Origin of the sequence: Actinomadura sp. 3N407, from assembly GCF_052245875.1 — a bacterium.
In the GTDB taxonomy this organism is placed as follows: domain Bacteria; phylum Actinomycetota; class Actinomycetes; order Streptosporangiales; family Streptosporangiaceae; genus Spirillospora.
Genome location: NZ_JBQQBP010000006.1, coordinates 378,396 through 398,310 on the forward strand (window position 1 = coordinate 378,396; position 19,915 = coordinate 398,310).

Consider the following 19,915-nt stretch of genomic DNA (forward strand, 5'->3'; position numbering starts at 1 on the left):
CATGTCTTCTGGTGGGTCAGGGTCGTCGGGCCGGTCAGACGTCGAGCAGGTAGACGACCGAGAACAGGCCGATCCACACCACGTCGACGAAATGCCAGTAGTAGGACACGACGATCGCGCTCGTCGCCTGCTCGTGCGTCCACCGCTTCGCGGCGTAGGTCCGCCCGAGGATGAACAGGAACGCGATGAGGCCGCCGATGACGTGCAGGCCGTGGAAGCCGGTCGCCAGGTAGAAGACCGACCCGTAGGCCGAGGACGAGAAGGTCAGCCCGTCGTGGGTGACCAGGTTGTAGTACTCGTACGCCTGGCCGGCCACGAAGTAGCCGCCCATGAGGAACGTGAGCACGTACCACTCGCGCAGTCCCCAGCGCCGGAAGTTCAGCAGGCCGCCGTCACGGCCCACCTTGCCGGCCTCGGCCTTGAACACCCCGATCTGGCACGTCACCGAGGACAGCACGAGGATGGTGGTGTTGAAAGCCGACAGCGGCAGGTCCAGGGGGGCGCCCGGCCAGGCGTCTGGCCCGGACTGGCCGATCGTCACGGAGCGGATCGTGAAGAACATCGCGAACAGCGCCGCGAAGAACATCAGCTCGGACGACAGCCAAACGATCGTCCCCACGCTGACGAGATTGGGACGGTTCGCCCGTGCGTGAGGTGTTGTCTCTATCGCGGAAGCTGTCACGGGCGACATTATTGCGCCCCCATCCCGTGGGTGGCGCATGACCCCCCTTCTAGGGTTCCCGAGCGTGTCCCCGGCGCCTCCGACCCGGTAGCCTTCACGTCCATGAGCACCGTCCCGGAGAGCCCGATGAAGGTTCTCGTCTACAGCGACGACGCGAACACCCGCGCACAGATCCGGATGGCGATCGGGCGCCGCCCTGCCGCCGGCCTCCCGAAGGTCGAGTTCGTCGAGCGGGCGACGCAGCCCGCCCTCGTCGAGCGGCTCGACGAGGGCGACATCGACGTCCTCATCGTGGACGGCGAGGCGCAGCCCGCCGGCGGCCTCGGCGTCTGCCGGCAGGCCAAGGACGAGGTGTACGACTGCCCGCCCGTCCTGGCCGTCATCGGCCGCCGCGACGACGGCTGGCTCGCGACCTGGTCGCGCGCCGACGCCGTCGTGAGCCTGCCGCTCGACCCGATCGCCGTCGCGAACGCGCTCGCCGGCCTGATGCGCAAGCGCATCGAGACCCGCCTGCCGGTCCTCTAGCCCGCCGACCCGTCTAGCCCGTCAACCGATCGACGCTGTAGGGGACATGGACGCGCGCACCACCTGGCCCGCACTCCTCAACGCCCTGCTCTCGGGCGACTCGCTGTCCAGCGAGGAGACCTCCTGGGCCATGAACAGCATCATGGCCGGGGAGGCCACCGACGTGCAGATCGCGGGCTTCGCGGTCGCGCTGCGCGCCAAGGGCGAGACGGTCGAGGAGGTCACCGGCCTCGCCGAAGGCATGATGGACAACGCCACGCCCGTGGACGTGCCGGGCCGCATCGCCGACCTCGTCGGGACGGGCGGCGACCGGGCGCACACGGTCAACGTCTCCACGATGGCGGCCGTGGTCGCCGCCGCCTCGGGCGTCCGGGTCGTCAAGCACGGCAACCGGGCGGCGTCGTCGTCGTGCGGCGCCGCGGACCTGCTGGAGCACCTCGGCGTCGCCATCGACCTGTCCCCCGAGGCCACCGCGCGGGTCGCCGGGGACATCGGCATCACCTTCTGCTTCGCGCCGCTGTACCACCCGGCGCTCAAGCACGCGGCGCGGACGCGCAGCGAACTCGGCACGCCGACGGTGTTCAACTTCCTCGGCCCGCTGACGAACCCGGCCCGGCCGACCTCCCAGGCGGTCGGGGTGTTCCACCCGCGGATGGCGGGCGTGGTCGCCGGAGTGTTCGCCGCCCGCGGCTGCTCGTCGCTGGTGTTCCGCGGCGACGACGGACTGGACGAGCTGACGACCACCGGGACCTCGACGGTGTGGGTCGTCCGCGACGGGACGGCGACGGAGACGACGTTCGACCCGTCCGATCTCGGCATCCCGCCGGCCGAGCCGGAGGACCTGCGCGGCGCCGACGCGGCGTTCAACGGGCGGGTGGCCCGCGAGACGTTCGGCGGGCGGCAGGGGCCGGTCCGCGACATGGTGCTGCTGAACGCCGCCGCGCTCATCACCGCCTACGACGGCGCGCCGTCCGCAGACGGGCTCACCGGGGCACTGCGGGACGGCTACGAGCGCGCCGCCGTCGCCGTCGACTCCGGCGCCGCGAGCACGCTCCTGGACCGCTGGATCGACCTCTCCCAGAGCCTCCGCGTCGCTTCCGGGGGCGGTCCCCAGGCTTCTGGAAAGGCTTAGTCGGTCGGTTGGCTCAGTCAGTCGGCGTCGGGGAGGCCCAGGGCGAACGCCTGCTCCAGGTCGTGCTGGGAGTAGGTGCGGAACGCGATGTGGGTCTCGGTGTCGACGATTCCGGGGACCTTGTTCAGGCGGCCCGGGATGACGTCGTTCAGCTCCTCGTGGCCGCCCACCCTGACCATCGCCATCAGGTCGTGCTCCCCGGTGATGGAGTAGACCTCGCTGACGCCGTCCAGGGCGGCGATCGTCTCGGCCACCTCGTGGATGCGCGCGACGTCGGCCTTGACGAACACGATCGCAGTGACCACTTCACCCTCCCCTGAGATTGCGACGCTCCGACCCTACCGGCACCGGTCAGCCGCGGCTCAGGGCGGCGAGGCGGCCGGCCGCGCCGGCCCGGCGCGCGAGAAGCGCGAACACCACCCCGGCGACGAATCCGTAGATGTGCGCCGTGTAGGCCACGTTGCTCTTCTCGTCGCCCAGCGACAGCCACTGCAGGACGAACCAGTACCCGAGCACCACCCACACGGGCAGCCGGATCACGATGATCGGCGGCACGAAGCTGACGACGCGGCCGCGGGGGTTGAGGATCACGTAGGCGCCCATCACCCCCGCGATGGCGCCGGACGCGCCGATGAGCGGGACGATGGAGTCCGGCGAGGTCCAGGCGAAGCCGTAGACGGCCGCGAGCCCGAAGACGAGATAGCTGAACAGGTAGCGCCATCGTCCGAGCCGGTCCTCGACGCCCATCCCGACGACGAACAGCGCGACGAGGTTGCCGAGCAGGTGCAGCGCCCCCGAGTGCAGGAACATCGAGGTGAACGCCGACGTCCAGGGCGCCTTGTCGAAGCTCGCGGGCCCGCAGCTGCGGACGATCTCGGCCGGCATCCGCTGCTGGTCGCCGGTCGTCAGCTCCTTGGGGACGGCGCCGTACTCGTAGGTGAAGTGGGCCGCCTTGCACTCGCGGACCCGGTCCTCGCCGTACCAGGTGGCGAAGTTCGACATCGGGGTGAGCAGGAACACCACCACGTTGGCGGCCACCAGCAGGTACGTCACCCACGGGACGCGCCGGGCCGGCTGGCTGTCGTAGAGAGGCAGGGCCATGCGTGGGGTCGTCCTCTCCGAGCGCCGAGCTTCCCCGATCACCTTAGCGGGCGGCCGGGCCTGGAATGGGACCGCTCGCGGCGCTCGTACGTCCTGTCGTAGGCGCGGTCGATGAGCCCGCGCAGGCCCTCGGCGCCGTGCGCGGGACACGTCCAGGCTCCGTCGACCTCGACCAGGCGGACACCGGGCAGATCGAGCCACCGCAGCACGCACTCCATCTCCTCGGCCGTGGCGCCCGCCGAGGGCGGCTCGCCGAGCGCGACGCCGCCGGGCGCCTCGCCCGCGGGCGGGAAGACGGTCTCGGCGGTGGCGATGAGCGCGTCGACGTACGGGCGGGGGTGGGCGCGGGGCGGGACGGTGCCGGCGGCGGCGAGGCGTCCGTAACGCACGACCGACAGCTCCCATCCGCCGTCGAAGCCGGGGCGGGCGGCCACCAGCTCGGGGAGCCGGGACAGCGCGGCGAGCCGCTGCCCGCGCGCGGCGGCGCGGACGAACGCGGCGAGCCGGTCGCGCTGGGCGCCGGCCTCCTCGTAGCGCAGTTCGGAGGCGAGCCGGTCGATGCGCACCTGGGCGGCGGCCACGACGGGACGCACGTCGCCCTCCATGACCGAGTGCGCCGTCCCGACGTGGACGGCGTAGGCGTCGGGGGACTCGCGGCCGTCGCAGGGCGCGCCGCAGCGGCCGATGTCGGCGAGCGCGCACGCGCTGGCCCGGCCGCGCTCGATCAGCCGGAGCGTCAGCCGCTGGGTGCACTGGCGCAGCGGGACGGCCTCGTGCATCGCGGCGCGCGCCTCTTCGGCCTGCCGGCGGGAGGAGATCGGCCCGAGGTAGCGGGCGCCGTCGGTGCGGCACTCGCGGACGATGGACAGCCGCGGGAACGGCTCCACGGTCAGCTTCAGCCAGATCGCCCGCTCGGGGAACTTGGAGCGGCGGTTGTAGCGGGGCTTGTGCTCGGCGATCAGCCGCAGCTCGCGGACCTCGGCCTCCAGCCCGGTGGCGCACTCGATCGTCCGGACCTTCTCTGCGAGGCCGACCATCTCCCGGACGCGCCACCGCGTCTCCGAGCCGGTGAAGTAGCTGCGCACCCGCGAGCGCAGGTCGCCGCTCTTGCCGACGTAGAGCACCTCGCCGGAGGCGTCCTCGAACAGGTAGACGCCGGGCGCGCTCGGGACGTCGTCGGCGAGGTGGCGTTTGCGGCGCTGCTCGGGCGTGGGGGCCTTGGCGAAACCGCGCATCTCCTCCAGCGAGGTGACGCCGAACGAGCCGAGCCGCTCGATCAGGCCGTGCAGGACCTCCACGGTGGCGCGGGCGTCGGCGAGCGCCCGGTGCGTCGGCTCGGTGGAGGTGCGGAAGAAGCGGGCCAGCGTGCCGAGCTTGCAGTTGGGCACCTCGTCCTTGGACAGGACGCGGCGGGCGAGGTCGACGGTGTCGACGACGGGGAAGGTGGGCCAGGCGTAGCCGTGCTCGGCGCAGGCGGCCTTGAGGAAGCCGATGTCGAAAGAGGCGTTGTGCGCCACGAGCACGCAGCCGCGGGCGAACTCCAGGAACGCGGGCAGCACCGACTCGATGCGCGGCGCGGCCGTCACCATCGCCGTGGTGATGCCGGTCAGCGCGGTGATGAACGGCGGGACGGGCCCGCCGGGGTCGACCAGCGTGCCGAGCTCGCCGAGGTCCTCACCGCCGCGGACCTTGACCGCGCCGATCTCGGTGATGGCCGAGTCGGCGGCCGAGCCGCCGGTGGTCTCCAGGTCGACCACCACGAAGGTGACGTCGGACAATGGCGTGCCAAGGTCGTCCAAGGTTCCCTGGACACCGGCCCCCTGGACACCGTGCGCAGCCGTCATGTGCGCGACCGTAGAGGACGCCACCGACAGAAGCCGGGCCCGCTAGGGTTGAGGGGCGCCGGCACGTCCCGCCTGGCGGGGGTCGCGGGACGGCTCGGGGGAGGCCGGCGCGATCCGTCCGATCACACGTTCGTGCTGGTTAAGGCACGGGCGGCTCGGGAAGACACAGCCCACCGGCGGCGAAGCCCGGAAGGAGCGGGATCATCGACAGCGGCCCCGAAGCGACCCCCGGTGGTGAAGAATCCGCAGAGAGGCCGCGTCAGTCTGCGGAGACCGACCCCCGGACCCGCCGGGAAGGGCGTCTGAGCAGGCCGCTCCCCGAGGCCGTGCGGCAGAGCGTCGTCGAGGTCGCCGCCGAGCTGATCGGGGCGCTGCCCCACGACGAGGTCCCCGCCCCGCTGCGCCGGTTCGCGCGGTTCGAGCGCCGCAAGCGCGCCAAGCTCGCCGGGCAGCACATCGCGGCGGTGCTGGAGAAGGACGCCGGTTTCCGGCGGCGCGTCGCCGAACCGCTGCGCGAGGCGCAGGCCGACCTGGTCGAGGTGGTCGAGGGCGGGGACGTGCCGCCGGCCGCCGATCCGGTGCGGGTCGCGGTGCTGGCCTACCTGCTGCGCCCGGAGGGCTGGACCGACCTCGTCGAGTCCGCCCGCGAGGAGCTGGACCGCTCCGCGACCGCCTCGGAGGAGGAGGCCGCCGAGCGCCGCGTCGCCGCGCTCAAAGAGGAGCTGGCCGCCGCCCGCGGCGCCCGCGGCGCCGAGGTGGACCGGCTGCGCGCCGAGCTGCGCGAGACCAAGGCCGAGGTGGCGGAGCTGCGCCGCAAGCTGCACGAGGCGCGCGTCAGGTTCCGGGCAGCGGAGGAGCGCGCCGGCGCGGTCGCGGCGGAGGCGGAGCGCGAGCAGGCGGCCGCGCGCGAGTCGACGGCCGCGTCCGAGAAGGAGCTGCGCAGGCTGCGCGCCCGCGCCGCGCAGGCCGAGGCCGCCGCGGAGGCCGCCAAGCGGGCCGCGCGGGAGGGACGCAACGTCGACGACGTCCGGCTGCGGATGCTGCTGGACACGCTCCTCGACGCGGCGCAGGGCGTCCGCCGGGAGCTGGCGCTGCCCTCCACCATCGGCCGTCCCGCGGACGCGGTCGGCGGCCTGGAGCCCGACCGGCAGGCGCACCGCGCGCTGCCCGGCCGGGCCCTGTCCGACAGTGACCCGCAGCTGCTCGACCGGCTGCTGACCCTGCCGCGGGTGCACCTCATCGTGGACGGCTACAACGTCACCAAGACCGGGTACGGGGAGCTGCCGCTGGCGGACCAGCGCAGCCGGCTGCTGTCGGGGCTCGGCGGGCTGGCGGCGCAGACCCGCGCGGAGGTGACGTGCGTGTTCGACGGCGCGGAGCTGGACGCGCCGGTGGCCATCGCGGCGCCGCGCGGCGTCCGGGTGCTGTTCAGCCGTCCCGGTCAGACCGCCGACGAGCTGATCGGCGAGCTGGTCCGGGCGGAGCCGCAGGGCCGCGCGGTGGTGGTGGTCTCGTCCGACCGTGAGGTGGCCGACGCGGCGCGGCGCGCCAACGCCCGGCCCTGCCCGTCCACGCTGCTGCTGCGCCGCCTCGGCCGTTCCTAGCCCGGCTGCGCGGCGGCCGCGGTCGGGCCGCCGTCAGGCCGCGGTCTCAAGGCCGCCATGAGGCACGCCTCGCGCTCCGTGATCTTACCGACACGGATAGCGCATCATTTCGATTGAAGGCGACTAAAGAGTGATGAACCGGTTGTGACGGTTGTTGCGTATCGCTAATGTCATCCGCTGACGTCGTGGACGAGAGGGGCGAAACCGACCGTGGCCAATGATCTCATCGGGGAAGCAGCGCATGAGCGCGACCGGCGAGGAGGTTCGGCCAAGAGAGGCGCCTCCCGTCGCCTGGCGGCCGTCGCGTGCCTCACGCTGACGGTCTCCCTCGCGTCTCCTCCGGTGGTGGCGCACGCCGACCCTCAGCCGACCAGAGCACAGGTCCAGAAGAAACTCGACAAGCTCGCCGAGGAAATGGGCCAGAAGGTCGAGAAGTTCAACCAGCTCAACGAGAAGCTCAAGATCGCCAAGAAGAAGTACACGATCGCGAGCAAGTCGAGCAAGGAGGAGCAGGCGGCCTTCGAGGAGCAGCGCTCCAAGATCGCCCAGATGGCGGCCGCCGCCTACAAGAACGGCGACACGAACAACGTCACCGGCTTCGTCGGCACCAACGACCCGCAGGCGATCCTGGACCAGGCGGCCGTCTTCTCGCACCTGTCGCAGGAGCGCAGCTCCCAGCTGACCCAGTTCCTGGCGACCGCCCAGCGGCTCCGCCGCGAGGAGGCGCAGGCCAAGGCCTCCTACGAGGACGTGCAGGCCAAGACCAAGGAGCTGCGGGAGCAGAAGAAGAAGCTCGACAAGGAGGTCGCCAAGCAGAAGGCCCTGCTGCGGCGGCTCGGCGGCGGAACCTCGTCGGGCGGCTCGGGCAGCGTCGGCGGCACCTACAACGGCCCGGCCAGCGGCTCGGCCCGCACCGCGCTCAACTTCGCCTACGCCCAGCTCGGCAAGCCGTACCAGTACGGCGCCGAAGGCCCGAACTCCTACGACTGCTCCGGCCTGACCATGAAGGCGTGGGCGGCGGCGGGCGTGAGCATCACCCGCACCACCCACTCCCAGTACGCCGCCACCAAGCGGGTGTCCAAGAGCAACCTGCAGCCCGGCGACCTGGTGTTCTTCAGCGGCCTCGGGCACATGGGCATGTACGTGGGCGGCGGCAAGATGATCCACGCCCCGCGCACCGGGAAGAACGTGGAGGTCGTGACCATCACCTCCGGCTACTATCTGAACAACTACTACGGCGCCGGGCGCCCCTGACGCCCCGCCCCGGAGCGCCCGCGACGGGCGTGACGGAGCTCTTTCGACAACGGACCGGGCTTGACCTGGTCCGTTGTTGATTTTGGGGGGGTTTGCCATCTGTTGGGGCTTTGGTACGTTGTCACCACTCACGGCGCCCTCCAGACGCCGTGGTCCCGAGGCGCTCACCAGGCGCCACGGCCCCACGCGGCACATCCAGCTGCCGCGTGACGGCGGCGCGAGCCACGTGCCGCTCCCCCCGGCGGCACGATCCACGCGCCGCCTCCGGCACCCGACGGGTGCCGCAAACGGTCTCCAGCAGACCCGGCCGGCCCCGGCCCCACCGTGCGCACGCCCGCAGCGTGCATGGCGCTGAGAGCGCTGCCACGGCGGATTCCACGGGTCAGGCCCAGGACGGTCCCCGCAAACGGGCCGCCGTCCGCACGCACAACATCAGGCGCCGCTCTTTCGCACGCGGGAGACAGGTCCCGCGCACGGGCCCCATCACGCCCCCAGGATCGCAGCGGCAGCGCCGAATCCGCCGACGCGCGGAACCGGGGACCCACATCCGCCGGAGTCCAGGGACCGTCCCTGGACGGGCATTCCGGCACCCGGGGTGAATCGGTGCGTCTCTCCCCGCCGAACGGTGAGAGCCCGCCGTAGGGCCACTTCCACGCCCGAACCCGTCAGCTAACCCGGTAGGCGTCTGGAAGACGAAGGAGTGAAAACCGCAGCGTTACCTGGGCGTGGCCGCCCTCGTGCGGCCACGCCCGCTTTCCCCCTTCACTCCGTGCGGGCGCCCTCGCCCGGCGGAGCCCCCCATCCGAACCGGCGTGCCCGCCCCCGGGCCGCCACCGCCGAGTCCGTGGTTCACCGCGCCCAGACGCGCGGAGAACGCGGAGCCGGGGACCCACTGTGTCCTTCGGGGTGAATCGGCCCGCCCAGCGGGCCGTAGGGCGGCTTCCACGCCCGAACCCGTCAGCTAACCCGGTAGGCGGCATGGAAGTCAGGAGATCCCCCATGCCAGGCGCGCATCGCAAGAAGTCACCGGGCAAGCACCGCAAACCCGGCACTCTCGCCCTCACGTGGCGGACGACCGGCGGCGTGATCGTCGGCGCCGCCGTTCTCGGCACCGCCGCGGCCACCGCACAGGCGTCGGTCCTGCCGTTCGCCTCCGCTCCCACCCACGCCACCGCGGCCGGTCCGGCCGCCGGCGACGACGCGGGCAAGTCCAAGTCCGGCTCCAAGTCCTCGTCCAAGGACAGGTCCGATTCCAAGGACGAGAACCGGGACGAGCCCGCGGACGGCGGCAAGGAAGCCGAGCGTCCCGAAAGGGACGAGCCGGAGTCCGACGCCCCGAAGCAGCCGTCCGAGGACTCGCGGCCCACCGCCGACGAGGCCATCGAGCTCGCCAGGTCGCAGGTGGGCATCGCGGAGGACGGCAGCGGCGCGACCAAGTTCAACCAGTGGTACGTGGAGAACTCCCGTGCCGACGAGACCGTCGCGCGCGACGGCGGCTCCGTCCAGGCGTACGACGACGCCGCCTGGTGCGACATGTTCATCTCGTGGGTGGGCGACCAGCTCGGGTTCACCGAGCAGATCGGCAGCGACGCCTGGACCATCGCCCACGCCAAATGGTTCCGGGACCAGGGCCGCTGGGGCACCGAGCCGAAGCCGGGCGCGATCGTCTTCTACGCCTGGAACGGCGGCAAGGACATCGACGACATCGTCCACGTCGGCATGGTGACCAAGAAGATCGACGACGGCACCATCGAGGCGGTCGAGGGCAACACCGACAACGCCGTCCGGGTCAGGCAGCGCTCGACCGGCTCCGTCGTCGGCTACGGCTACCCCGAGTACAAGTCCTGACGTCCCTTCCCCCTCCCCCGGCTGCATAGGATCACGCGCATGGAGGACGGTCCCGGTCAGGCCGGACACGGCGGCCCCGTCACGCGCCGCAGGGCACTCGCCCTGGGCGCGGGCGGGGCCGCCGTGCTGCTGGGCACCGGCGCGGGACTCCTCGGCACGCGGTCCGGCGACGACGGGACGCCGCCCGCCCGCGCGACCAAAGCCGCCGGAACGTTCCGGCCCGCGGACGCCGTCACCGTCCTCGCCAACCGCGCGCGGGCGGTGCAGGACGGAGACCGGACGGCCTTCCTCGCGACGGTGGCCTCCGCGCCCGCCGCGTTCCAGGACGCCCAGTCCCGCTTGTACGGCAATCTCCGCGAGCTCCCGCTGGCCGGCTGGGAGGAACGCGCAGTCGTCACCCAGGCGACGGACGACGAGAAGGGTGTCGCGGTCGTCCGCGTGGAAGTGCGCTCCAGGTTGCGGGGCTTCGACCGGGGTGACGTCGTCCGCACCCGCTACCTGACGCTCGCCCCTCGCTCCGGCATCTGGACGATCGTCGGCGACGGGTCGTCGCATGGATTCGCGGACGACGCCGCCATCTGGGACGGCGGCCCCCTGACGGTGGTCAAGGGCCGCGCGAGCCTCGTCATCGGCGACACCGCGGCCACCGGGGCCCTCCGCCTGGAAGAGATCGCGGAACGCCTGGACGCGGCCGTCCCGGTCGTCACCGGCGTCGTCGGCAAGGGATGGGCGCGGCGGGTCGTCGCGCTCGTTCCCGCCGACGCGGGCCTCGCCTCCGCCCTCGCCGGTCCGGGGCAGAGCCTCGGCGACATCGCCGCCCTCGCCACCGTCACGCCGTCCGCCGGCGACGGCCGCGGCGAGGACCGCGTCGTCGTCTCCCCCGCCACCTTCGGCCGCCTCAACGACCTCGGACGCGACGTGGTGCTGACCCACGAGCTGACCCATGTCGCCACCGGCGGCGCCCGCGACCGCGCGACCCCGCTGTGGCTGATCGAGGGCTTCGCGGACTACGTCGGCTACCTCCGGACGGAGATCGGCGTCCGGTCCGCGGCCGGCGAGCTGCGCCGCGAGGTGGCCGCGGGACGCGTCCCGTCCGCGCTGCCCGCCGCGGCCGCGTTCTCCGGCGGGTCCGCGCGCCTCTCCCAGTCCTACCAGGAGGCCTGGCTCGCCTGCCGGATGGTCGCCGACCGGTACGGTGAGGCGACGCTCGTGCGGCTCTACCGGGCCGCCGGGCGCGTCCCGGAGGCCGCAGCGCTGAGCGACGTGCTGGGACTCACCCGGGACCGCTTCACCGCCCTGTGGCGCGACTACCTGAAGAGGGAACTCACATGAGCGAGGCCGAGGCGGACGAGAGGCGCGGCGAGCCCGGCGCCCGCCAGGACGGTGACGCCGCCCGCATGCGGCGGCCCCGGATCGCCGCCGCCGTCGCCGCCGCCGCGCTGTTCGCCGCGCTCGGCACCGTCCTCGCCCTGAGCACGCCGTGGAGCCCGCTCCCCGATCGGGTTCCGGGCGGCCATGTGGAGGCCGATCCGGCGCTGGACTTCTCCCCCGCCGAGATCGCCCGCTCCCGGGCGTTCGACTCGGCCATCAACCCGCCCGCCTACGCCGGCCTCCTCGTCGGCCTGGGGCTGATCCTCGCGCTGGGTCTCACACCGCTGGGCGCACGGTTCATCGGCTGGGTCACCGCCCCCCTCCGCCGCCGGCCTCCCCGTTCGAAGGAGGACGACCCCCAGCACCCCCCGAAGCGCCTGCGGCACTGGTCTGTGAGAGTCGTCCTCGGCGCCGTCGCGCTGACGACGCTGCTGCGCGTCGCCGGGCTCCCGTTCGACATCTGGAGCGAGTCGGTGCTGCGCCGGTACGGGCTGTCGACGCAGAGCTGGCCCGCGTGGCTGGTGGACCAGCTCAAGTCCCTCGGCGTCACCTGGGTCATCTACACGGTCGCCCTGCTGCTCCTGTACGCGGTCGTGCGCCGCTTCCCGCGCTACTGGTGGACGGGCGCCGCCGCCGGCGGATTCCTCCTCGTCGTCCTGGTCTCGTTCATCTACCCGATCGCCGTCGAGCCCGTCTTCAACAAGTTCCACTCGCTGGAGCAGGGGCGCCTGCGCAGCGACCTGCTGGCGATGGCCGAACGGGACGGCGTGCCCGTCGAGGACGTCCTCGTCGCCGACGCGTCCCGCAGGACGACGGCGCTCAACGCCTACGTGTCCGGGTTCGGCTCCACGCGCCGCATCGTCCTGTACGACACGCTGCTGAAGTCGCCGCCCGCGCGGATCGAGTCGATCGTCGGGCACGAACTCGGCCACGCCAAGCGCAACGACGTCCTCTGGGGCACGCTGGTCGGCGCGCTCGGCGTCGCCGGGTCCATGTGCGTGCTGCACCTCCTGATGACCTCTCCGCGCCTCCTGCGCCGCGCGGGGGTCGCCGCCGCTCCCGCCGCCTCCACCGCGCCGCCCGGACACCGCCCGGGCGGCCGCGGCGCCGGGGCCGGGGCCGCGGATCCGCGGTCCATCGCGCTCGTCCTCGCGCTCATCACGGCCGGGACGCAGATCGGCGCCCCCGTCCAGAACCTCGTCAGCCGGCAGATCGAGGCCCGCGCGGACGTGCACGCGCTGAACCTCACCCGCGACCCGGCCACGTTCGTGTCGATGCAGCACGAGCTGTCGGTGCGCAACATCTCCGACCTGACCCCGGACGCCCTCGAATACCTGTTGTGGCTGTCCCACCCGCCGGGCCCCGACAGGATCGCCGTGGCCCGCGAGTGGGCGCGCATCAACCACGTCCAGGAGCCGCCGCCGCTGGAGCCAGGGGCGGACTGAGCGGCGAAGGCCGTCAGTCGCCTTCCGCCTGCCGCCCGTCCCGCCCGGTCCCGGACTGGTCGCCCTCCTCGGCGGACACCGTCGCGGCGTCGTCGCGCGGCGCCGTCGTGACCGGCCGCTTCAGGGCGCTGCCCTTCACCCAGTCCTTCCAGCCGAGCTGCCAGTAGCCCCAGCCGTTGTCCGGTTCGAGTTCCCGGTCCGACCCGGTCACCTCCACCGGGTCGCCGCGCTGGGTGAGGTTGAAGAACCACTTCGCGTTGGACGGGCTGATGTTGATGCAGCCGTGGCTGACGTTCTCGCTGCCCTGGCTGCCGACCGACCAGGGCGCGCTGTGGACGTACTCGCCGCTGTCGGAGATCCGCACCGACTTGTACACGGTCAGGCTGTATCCGCCGGGGCTTCCGGGGCTGACCCCCATCCACTCGGACGTCATGATGGTGGGGTCCTCCTTCGACATCGTCAGGTGGACGCCGTTGGTGGTGGTGTACTTGCGGACCCCTCCCTTGCCCATGCTGGTCGGGATGGTGCGGACCTTCTTGCCGTTGACCTTCACGACCATCTCGTGGGTGTCCTCGCCCACCGTGGAGACGTGGGAGTCACCGACCTTGAAGCCGAGGTTGTAGTTCTTCCCGCCGTACACGTCGCCGCCGGTGCGCACACCGCTGAGGTGGGCCGTGAACGACACCTCGGTGTGGGTGGGCCAGTACTCCTTCGTCCGGAACACGACCTCCTGGTCGCCGAACCAGTGCCAGGCGCCCTGGACGGCCTTGTCGGCCCGCACCTCCAGCGCCCGCTCGACGGCCGCCCTGTCCTTCACCGGGCGGTCGAACTGCATGACGATGGGCATCCCGACGCCGACGGTCTCCTCGTCGCGCGGCGCCTCGATCGTCAGGTCGTTGGTCTTCTCGACCTCGGCCGTGGTGAAGCGGCTCGTGACCGTCCGGGTCCTGCCGTCGTCGCCGAGCGCCGTCGCGTCGACCGTGTACGTCGCCCCCGGCGTCAGTGTCCAGCGTGAGCGCCACCGGGTCCTGTCGGTGTTCAGGTCTCCCTCGACCTCGCCGCTCCCGGTGGACACCGTCACGTTCTCGATGGTGCCGCCGCGTGCCTGGACGGCGATCGGACTGTCGGGCCGAAGCGCGTTCCCGCCGCCCACGGGCGACACCGTCAGCCGCACCGCGTCCGCGCCGTCCCGCTCCTCGCTCCCCGAGCATGCCGCGGCCCCCGCCACCATGCTCGCGCCGACGAGCACGGCGGTGGCGCGCCGTCCCCGGTCTCCCGGTCCTGAGCCACTCACCCGCATGTGGTCCCCCCGGTCGTCCCACTGGGCGATCGATCCGCCTGCCCAGCCCGGTCGCTGGAACGGCGCCCAGTATGTGAAAGGGCCGGTACCCGCAAAAATGCGGACACCGGCCCCCGATGGGGTTCTTTTACCGATCAGTGGGCGAAATGACCCCTGTAGTACTCGAAGACCAGCCCGATCGTCGACAGGATCGCGGCGGCCACCCCGAGGATGACCAGCCACCAGCCGAACACGATGCCGAGCGCCACCGCCGCGGCCGACAGCCCGAGGTACAGCGGCCACCAGCTGTGCGGGCTGAAGAAGCCCAGCTCGCCCGCCGCGTCGGCGATCTCACCCTGCGGGTCGTCCTCGTACAGCGGCCCGCCGTTGGCGCGCTCGAGGCGCCGGACCGTGAAGTGGATGTAGAACCCGATGAGCCCGGCGAGGCCGACGGCCAGCCCCAGCGCCGTGGTGCCCGTCCAGTCCTTCGACCAGAGCCAGTACACGACGTCGGTGACGAGGAAGAACAGCGCGGACCCGTAGAACATGAACGCCTGGACGCGCATCGGCTACTCTCCCTTCGCCCCGGCCAGTTCGCGCTGGGCACCCACGTGCGGGTGGTGCAGGTCGAACGCCGGCCGCTCGGAACGGATCTTCGGAATGGAGTTGAAGTTGTGCCGCGGGGGCGGGCAGGACGTCGCCCACTCCAGCGAGCCGCCGTAGCCCCACGGGTCGTCCACCTCGACCCGTTTGCCCCTCTTCCACGTGATGTAGACGTTGTAGAAGAACGGCAGCATCGAGGCGCCGAGCAGGAACGAGAAGATGGTGGAGATCTCGTTCAGCCCGTGGAACTCGGCGGCGTAGTCGGCGTACCGGCGCGGCATGCCCGCGGCGCCCAGCCAGTGCTGGACGAGGAACGTGCCGTGGAAGCCGATGAACAGCATCCAGAAGTGGACGTGGCCGAGCCGGTCGTTCAGCATCTTCCCGGTCCACTTCGGCCACCAGAAGTAGAAGCCCGCGAACATCGCGAACACCACGGTGCCGAAGACGACGTAGTGGAAGTGCGCCACCACGAAGTAGGAGTCCGACAGCTGGAAGTCCATCGGCGGCGACGCGAGGATGACGCCGGTGAGCCCGCCGAACAGGAACGTCACCAGGAAGCCCAGCGACCACAGCATCGGCGACTCGAACGTCAGTTGTCCTCGCCAGATCGTCCCCACCCAGTTGAAGAACTTCACCCCCGTGGGCACGGCGATGAGGAACGACATGAAGGAGAAGAACGGCAGCAGCACCTGGCCGGTCACGAACATGTGGTGCGCCCACACGGTGATGGACAGGCCCGTGATGCTGATGGTCGCGAAGACCAGGCCGATGTAGCCGAAGACCGGTTTGCGGCTGAACACCGGGAGGATCTCCGTCACGATGCCGAAGAAGGGCAACGCGATGATGTAGACCTCCGGGTGCCCGAAGAACCAGAAGAGATGCTGCCAGAGCAGCGCGCCGCCGTGGGAGGCGTCGAAGATGTGCGCGCCCAGCTTGCGGTCGGCCTCGAGCGCCAGCAGCGCCGCCGCCAGGACCGGGAACGCCAGCAGCACCAGGATGGAGGTCAGCAGGGCGTTCCAGGTGAAGATCGGCATCCGGAACATCGTCATGCCCGGCGCGCGCATGCACAGGATCGTGGTGATGAAGTTGACCGCGCCCATGATGGTGCCGAAGCCCGACATCGCCAGGCCCATCACCCACAGGTCGCCGCCGACGCCCGGGGAGCGCACCTCGTCCGACAGCGGGGCGTAGGCGAACCAGCCGAAGCTGGCCGCGCCGTTCGGGGTCAGGAAGCCCGCGATGACGATGAGGCTGCCGAACAGGAACAGCCAGTACGCCAGCATGTTCATCCGCGGGAACGCCACGTCGGGCGCGCCGATCTGCAGCGGCATGATGACGTTCGTGAAGCCGGCGAACAGCGGCGTCGCGAACATCAGCAGCATGATCGTGCCGTGCATCGTGAACAACTGGTTGAACTGCTCGTTGCTGACGACCTGCAGGCCCGGCTCGAACAGCTCGGCGCGCATCACCAGGGCGAGCAGGCCGCCGAACAGGAACATGAAGAACGACGTGATCAGGTACAGGTAGCCGATCACCTTGTGGTCGGTGGACGACAACCAGGAGGCGAGGATGCGCCCCTTGCTCGTCCGCGGCGCGGCGATCGGCGCGCTCGGTGCGTGACTCGTCGCGGTCACTGGGCACCCCCCGCGGCCTGTGCGGCCTTCGAATCGGCGATGAACTTGTCGTACTGCTCGGGCGTCACGACCTTCAGCTGGAACAGCATCCGGCTGTGGTCGACACCGCAGAGTTCGGCGCAGCGGCCCTCGTAGGTGCCGAGCTTGGTCGCCGTGAACTCGAACCTGTTGGTGTAGCCCGGCATGACGTCCTTCTTGTAGATCAGCGCCGGGACCCAGAACGAGTGGATGACGTCATTGGAGTGCAGCCGCACCTGAACCGTCTCGCCCGAGGGGATCGTCATCACCGGCTTGCCGGGGGCGGGGCCGTTCGGCGCCACGGGCTGGCCGATGACGGAGGCGACCGTCTTCTCGTTCCCCGCGGCGTCCTCCTCCTTGTATTCGAACTGCCAGCTCCACTGGAACGCGGTGACGTCGACGACCACCGAGGGGTTGTCGGTGGTCTTCTCGACGAAGTTCTCGTCGCGGGCGGTGAAGTAGAACAGGACCGCGATGATGACGAACGGGACCGCTGTGTAAAGGATCTCGATCGGCATGTTGTAGCGGACCTGCGGCGGCAGGTCGTCGGAGCGCTTGCGATGGAACAGCACCGCCCAGATGATCAGGCCCCAGACGACGGCCCCGACCGCGAACGCCGCGATCCAGGAGCCCTGCCACAGCTGCAGCATGCGTTCGCCCTGGATGCTGATCGGCTCTGGCATGCCAAGGCGGCTGCCGCTGCACGCGGTGGTGGACAGCGCCAGAAGCCCTAGCGCACCGGCGCTTTTCAATGCGCGGCGACTGCGCACAGGCGTACGCCGCTCCCTAGAGCGGGTCGGACTCACGGAATGCCTTCCCCACGGATGAAGCCCGGTCGGCCGGGCGGAGAGATCAGTTGTACACGTGTGGTGGACACCCTAGCGCTAGGGTCGCCCGACCCCCCGATCGGGTGCCCGGTTAGTGTTTGCGCGTGGCCGATCCCAGAGCGCAGGTCGCCTACTTCGACGCCGCGTCCACCGAGCCGCCGCACCCGGCCGCCCGGTCGGCGCTGCTCGAAGCCCTGGACGCCGGCTGGGCCGACCCCGCCCGCCTGTACGGGACGGCTCGAAGCACCCGCGTTCTGCTCGACCGGGCACGCGCGCGCGTGGCCGCGGTCGTGGGCGCCCGCGCCGACGAAGTGTCGTTCACGTCATCGGGAACCCAGGCCGTGCATCTGGCGGTCCTCGGCGGGCTCCGGGCGCGCCGCCGGGTCGGCCGGCATCTGGTGGTCGGCGCCGTGGAGCACTCCAGCGTGCTGCACGCCGCGGAGGCCCATGAGCGCGACGGCGGCGAGGTGACGACCGTCGGCGTCGGCCGGACGGGCCGCGTCGACCCCGGCGAGTTCGCCGCCGCGCTGCGACCGGACACCGCGCTCGCGTGCCTGCAGTCGGCCAACCACGAGGTCGGCACCGTCCAGCCCGTCGCCGAGGCCGCCGCGGCGTGCCGCGCGGCCGGGGTGCCGCTGTTCGTCGACGCCGCGCAGTCCCTCGGACGGGACGACGTCCCGGGCGGCTGGTCGTTCCTCGCCGGCAGCGCCCACAAGTGGGGCGGCCCCGCCGGCGTCGGCGTGTTCGCCGTCCGCAAGGGCACCCGGTGGCGCTCCCCGCTGCCGGACGACGAGCGGGAGCGGCGCCGCGTCCCCGGGTTCGAGAACGTCCCCGGCATCGTGGCGGCGGCCGCCGCGCTGGAGGCGTACCGTGCGGACATGACGGCCGACGCGCCCCGCATGTCCGCGCTCGTGGACCGTATCCGCGCGGAGGTCCCGCGGACCGTCCCCGACGTCGAGGTGGTGGGCGACCCGGTCCGGCGCCTGCCGCACCTGGTGACGTTCTCGTGCCTGTACGTGGAGGGCGAGGCGCTGCTGACCGAACTGGACCGGCTGGGTTTCGCGGTTTCGTCCGGTAGCTCGTGCACGGCGGATACGCTGCGTCCCAGTCACGTGCTGGAGGCGATGGGAGTGATTACCCATGGGAACGTGCGGGTATCGCTGCCGCGTGGCGTCGGCTCGGCGGACGTCGACCGGTTCCTCGCCGAGCTTCCGGGCGCCGTCGCCCGCCTCCGCGAGGCGGCGATGAACACGTTCGAGACAGGGAGGCGGTCGCGCCCATGAGGTTCCGAGGCCGCTCCAAGGGCGGGACTTCCACCGGCGACGCGGCGCCGCCCGCCGAACCGTCCGCCACGGGGCCGGCCGGCCCGCCGCCCGTGCTCGTCATCGACGCGCTCGGCCGCAAATGCCCCATCCCGATCATCATGCTGGCCGAGCGGATCCGGGAGGTCCCCGTCGGGCAGATCGTCGCCGTCCTCGCCGACGACGCCGCCGCCCGCACCGACGTCCCCGCCTGGTGCCGCATGAAGTCCCAGGACTTCGTCTGGGAGGAGACCCTCCAGCAGGGCGGCTGGGGCTTCCACATCCGGCGCACGTACTAGAACGCCCGGAACGCCCGGAACGCCCGGAACGCTAGGACGCCCGGAACGCCGTAACGTCTGGACACGCTGAGGGCCGCGCCGGGGAGCGCGGCCCGTTGACGTGCGGGACTACGGGTTGGGGCAGGTGATGTGGGGGGCGATGTCGTCGGCGGCGGCGGAGCCGTAGGCCGCGGCGAAGCGGTCGAGGAACGCCTGCCGGGCCAGGGTGTACTCCTGCGGACCGGCGGCTTCGAGGGCGTGCGCGGCGATGGCGTTGCCGACCTGCGCGGCGCGTTCGAGCGGGACCCCCCAGGCGGTGGCCGTCAGGAAGCCGGCGCGGAAGGCGTCGCCGACGCCGGTCGGGTCGACGATGTCGTCGACCTGGAGGCAGGGGACGTGCACGCCCTCCTCGCCCTTCCGGTCGATGACGACGCCCTTGGCGCCGAGCGTGGTGACGCGGACGCCGACGCGGGAGAGGATCTCCCCGCCGCTCCAGCCGGTCTTCTCCTCGGCGAGTGCCTTCTCGTACTCGTTGGTGAACAGGTACGCGGCGCCGTCGATGAGGCGGCGGACGTCGGGGCCGTCCATGCGGGCGAGCTGCTGGGACGGGTCGGCGGCGAACGGGATGCCGCGGGTGCGGCACTCGTCGGTGTGCCGGAGCATCGCGTCGGGGTCGTTGGGGCTGATGACCACGAGTTCGAGGCCGCCGACGCGGTCGGCGACCGGCTTGAGCTCAATGGAGCGGGCCTCGCTCATCGCGCCCGCGTAGAACGTGGCGATCTGGTTCTGTTCCTGGTCGGTGGTGCACAGGAACCGGGCGGTGTGGTGGATCTCGGACACGTGCACGGACGCGGTGTCGACCGCGTGCCGTTCGAGCCAGGAGCGGTAGTCGGCGAAGTCGTCGCCGACGGAACCGACGAGGATCGAGTCCTTGCCGAGGCTGCCCATGCCGAAGCAGATGTTGGCGGCGATCCCGCCGCGGCGTATCTCCAGCTCATCCACCAGGAAGGACAGCGACACCCGGGCGAGCTGGTCGGGCAGGAGCTGGTCGGTGAATCTTCCGGGGAAGGTCATCAGATGGTCGGTCGCGATGGAGCCTGTCACGGCGATGCGCACGGAGTCGCTCTCCTCGTCGTGGTCGTCCGGCTGTTCACCGGCTGTTTCGAACC

At 71.7% G+C, this 19,915-nt stretch carries 18 protein-coding genes and 2 riboswitches; of the genes, 9 read left to right on the forward strand and 9 right to left on the reverse strand.

Translation table 11 applies throughout. The features are described 5' to 3' along the window. Positions 1–34: 34 nt before the first annotated feature. Complete coding sequence (gene ctaE, locus ACTWPP_RS18210) at positions 35–721, reverse strand: aa3-type cytochrome oxidase subunit III (protein WP_443105455.1); 687 nt, start codon at positions 719–721, stop codon at positions 35–37. A gap of 63 nt (positions 722–784) precedes the next feature. Between ctaE and ACTWPP_RS18215 the strand changes: the two genes are divergently transcribed. Next, complete coding sequence (locus tag ACTWPP_RS18215) at positions 785–1,207, forward strand: hypothetical protein (RefSeq protein WP_443105456.1); 423 nt, start codon at positions 785–787, stop codon at positions 1,205–1,207. Positions 1,208–1,253: 46 nt separating this feature from the next. Beyond that, entirely contained in the window at positions 1,254–2,339 is a 1,086-nt protein-coding gene (gene trpD / locus ACTWPP_RS18220) for an anthranilate phosphoribosyltransferase (protein WP_443105457.1), read from the forward strand. 17 nt (positions 2,340–2,356) lie between these two features. On the opposite strand, the gene ACTWPP_RS18225 is transcribed toward trpD, so the two are convergent. Genes ACTWPP_RS18225 through ACTWPP_RS18235 form a run of 3 tightly spaced genes read right to left on the reverse strand, consistent with a single transcriptional unit; the run spans position 2,357 to position 5,284 of the window. Then, the gene (locus ACTWPP_RS18225; protein ID WP_443105458.1) at positions 2,357–2,644 is read right to left on the reverse strand and encodes an Lrp/AsnC family transcriptional regulator; all 288 of its coding nucleotides are present in this window, start codon (positions 2,642–2,644) and stop codon (positions 2,357–2,359) included. A 46-nt stretch (positions 2,645–2,690) separates the two neighbouring features. After that, complete coding sequence (locus ACTWPP_RS18230; RefSeq protein ID WP_443105459.1) at positions 2,691–3,440, reverse strand: rhomboid family intramembrane serine protease; 750 nt, start codon at positions 3,438–3,440, stop codon at positions 2,691–2,693. Positions 3,441–3,478: 38 nt separating this feature from the next. After that, positions 3,479–5,284: a DEDD exonuclease domain-containing protein gene (locus ACTWPP_RS18235; RefSeq protein WP_443105460.1), complete on the reverse strand. Its 1,806-nt coding sequence runs from the start codon at positions 5,282–5,284 to the stop codon at positions 3,479–3,481. A gap of 326 nt (positions 5,285–5,610) precedes the next feature. Here ACTWPP_RS18235 and ACTWPP_RS18240 point away from each other — a divergent pair, with 326 nt between their 5' ends. The 5 genes from ACTWPP_RS18240 to ACTWPP_RS18260 all read left to right on the forward strand — a co-directional run bounded on the left by ACTWPP_RS18240 (position 5,611) and on the right by ACTWPP_RS18260 (position 12,806). Beyond that, positions 5,611–6,888: an NYN domain-containing protein gene (locus ACTWPP_RS18240; RefSeq protein WP_443105461.1), complete on the forward strand. Its 1,278-nt coding sequence runs from the start codon at positions 5,611–5,613 to the stop codon at positions 6,886–6,888. A 345-nt stretch (positions 6,889–7,233) separates the two neighbouring features. After that, positions 7,234–8,142, forward strand: a complete 909-nt coding sequence (locus tag ACTWPP_RS18245) for an NlpC/P60 family protein (protein ID WP_443105462.1) — start codon at positions 7,234–7,236, stop codon at positions 8,140–8,142. A 499-nt stretch (positions 8,143–8,641) separates the two neighbouring features. After that, positions 8,642–8,841, forward strand: a riboswitch (cyclic di-AMP (ydaO/yuaA leader). A 146-nt stretch (positions 8,842–8,987) separates the two neighbouring features. Then, a riboswitch (cyclic di-AMP (ydaO/yuaA leader) is annotated at positions 8,988–9,133 on the forward strand. Between the two features lie 8 nt (positions 9,134–9,141). After that, the gene (locus tag ACTWPP_RS18250; protein ID WP_443105463.1) at positions 9,142–9,990 is read left to right on the forward strand and encodes a CHAP domain-containing protein; all 849 of its coding nucleotides are present in this window, start codon (positions 9,142–9,144) and stop codon (positions 9,988–9,990) included. A gap of 39 nt (positions 9,991–10,029) precedes the next feature. After that, positions 10,030–11,322 carry a hypothetical protein gene (locus ACTWPP_RS18255; protein ID WP_443105464.1) on the forward strand — a complete coding sequence of 431 codons (1,293 nt, stop codon included), beginning with the start codon at positions 10,030–10,032 and terminating at the stop codon, positions 11,320–11,322. Continuing rightward, positions 11,319–12,806 carry a M48 family metallopeptidase gene (locus ACTWPP_RS18260; RefSeq protein ID WP_443105465.1) on the forward strand — a complete coding sequence of 496 codons (1,488 nt, stop codon included), beginning with the start codon at positions 11,319–11,321 and terminating at the stop codon, positions 12,804–12,806. The genes ACTWPP_RS18255 and ACTWPP_RS18260 overlap by 4 nt, the downstream gene beginning before the upstream one ends. A 13-nt stretch (positions 12,807–12,819) precedes the next feature. Here the strand turns inward: ACTWPP_RS18260 and ACTWPP_RS18265 are convergent, their stop codons facing one another. The 4 genes from ACTWPP_RS18265 to ctaC form a co-directional block, all read right to left on the reverse strand. Beyond that, complete coding sequence (locus ACTWPP_RS18265; RefSeq protein ID WP_443105466.1) at positions 12,820–14,100, reverse strand: Ig-like domain-containing protein; 1,281 nt, start codon at positions 14,098–14,100, stop codon at positions 12,820–12,822. Between the two features lie 140 nt (positions 14,101–14,240). Further along, positions 14,241–14,651, reverse strand: a complete 411-nt coding sequence (locus ACTWPP_RS18270) for a cytochrome c oxidase subunit 4 (RefSeq protein WP_443105467.1) — start codon at positions 14,649–14,651, stop codon at positions 14,241–14,243. 3 nt (positions 14,652–14,654) lie between these two features. Beyond that, positions 14,655–16,322: an aa3-type cytochrome oxidase subunit I gene (ctaD, locus tag ACTWPP_RS18275; protein WP_443105468.1), complete on the reverse strand. Its 1,668-nt coding sequence runs from the start codon at positions 16,320–16,322 to the stop codon at positions 14,655–14,657. Then, positions 16,319–17,146 carry an aa3-type cytochrome oxidase subunit II gene (gene ctaC, locus ACTWPP_RS18280; RefSeq protein ID WP_443105469.1) on the reverse strand — a complete coding sequence of 276 codons (828 nt, stop codon included), beginning with the start codon at positions 17,144–17,146 and terminating at the stop codon, positions 16,319–16,321. The genes ctaD and ctaC overlap by 4 nt, the downstream gene beginning before the upstream one ends. 125 nt (positions 17,147–17,271) lie before the next feature. On the opposite strand from ctaC, the gene ACTWPP_RS18285 reads away from it, so the two are divergent. Together ACTWPP_RS18285 and ACTWPP_RS18290 are read left to right on the forward strand one after the other, a co-directional pair. Next, entirely contained in the window at positions 17,272–18,450 is a 1,179-nt protein-coding gene (locus tag ACTWPP_RS18285) for a cysteine desulfurase family protein (RefSeq protein WP_443105470.1), read from the forward strand. Then, on the forward strand, positions 18,447–18,767 hold the full coding sequence (locus ACTWPP_RS18290; protein WP_443105471.1) for a sulfurtransferase TusA family protein: 321 nt from the start codon (positions 18,447–18,449) through the stop codon (positions 18,765–18,767). The genes ACTWPP_RS18285 and ACTWPP_RS18290 overlap by 4 nt, the downstream gene beginning before the upstream one ends. A 108-nt stretch (positions 18,768–18,875) precedes the next feature. On the opposite strand, the gene ACTWPP_RS18295 is transcribed toward ACTWPP_RS18290, so the two are convergent. Continuing rightward, positions 18,876–19,862, reverse strand: a complete 987-nt coding sequence (locus ACTWPP_RS18295; protein ID WP_443105472.1) for a carbohydrate kinase family protein — start codon at positions 19,860–19,862, stop codon at positions 18,876–18,878. Between the last annotated feature and the right edge of the window lie 53 nt (positions 19,863–19,915).

Coding starts and splice junctions, on each gene's coding strand:
- ctaE (WP_443105455.1), bottom strand. CDS start 721: ATGCGCCACCCACGGGATGGGGGCGCAATAATGTCGCCCGTGACAGCT.
- ACTWPP_RS18215 (WP_443105456.1), top strand. CDS start 785: ATGAGCACCGTCCCGGAGAGCCCGATGAAGGTTCTCGTCTACAGCGAC.
- trpD (WP_443105457.1), top strand. CDS start 1,254: ATGGACGCGCGCACCACCTGGCCCGCACTCCTCAACGCCCTGCTCTCG.
- ACTWPP_RS18230 (WP_443105459.1), bottom strand. CDS start 3,440: ATGGCCCTGCCTCTCTACGACAGCCAGCCGGCCCGGCGCGTCCCGTGG.
- ACTWPP_RS18235 (WP_443105460.1), bottom strand. CDS start 5,284: ATGACGGCTGCGCACGGTGTCCAGGGGGCCGGTGTCCAGGGAACCTTG.
- ACTWPP_RS18250 (WP_443105463.1), top strand. CDS start 9,142: ATGCCAGGCGCGCATCGCAAGAAGTCACCGGGCAAGCACCGCAAACCC.
- ACTWPP_RS18255 (WP_443105464.1), top strand. CDS start 10,030: ATGGAGGACGGTCCCGGTCAGGCCGGACACGGCGGCCCCGTCACGCGC.
- ACTWPP_RS18260 (WP_443105465.1), top strand. CDS start 11,319: ATGAGCGAGGCCGAGGCGGACGAGAGGCGCGGCGAGCCCGGCGCCCGC.
- ACTWPP_RS18270 (WP_443105467.1), bottom strand. CDS start 14,651: ATGCGCGTCCAGGCGTTCATGTTCTACGGGTCCGCGCTGTTCTTCCTC.
- ACTWPP_RS18290 (WP_443105471.1), top strand. CDS start 18,447: ATGAGGTTCCGAGGCCGCTCCAAGGGCGGGACTTCCACCGGCGACGCG.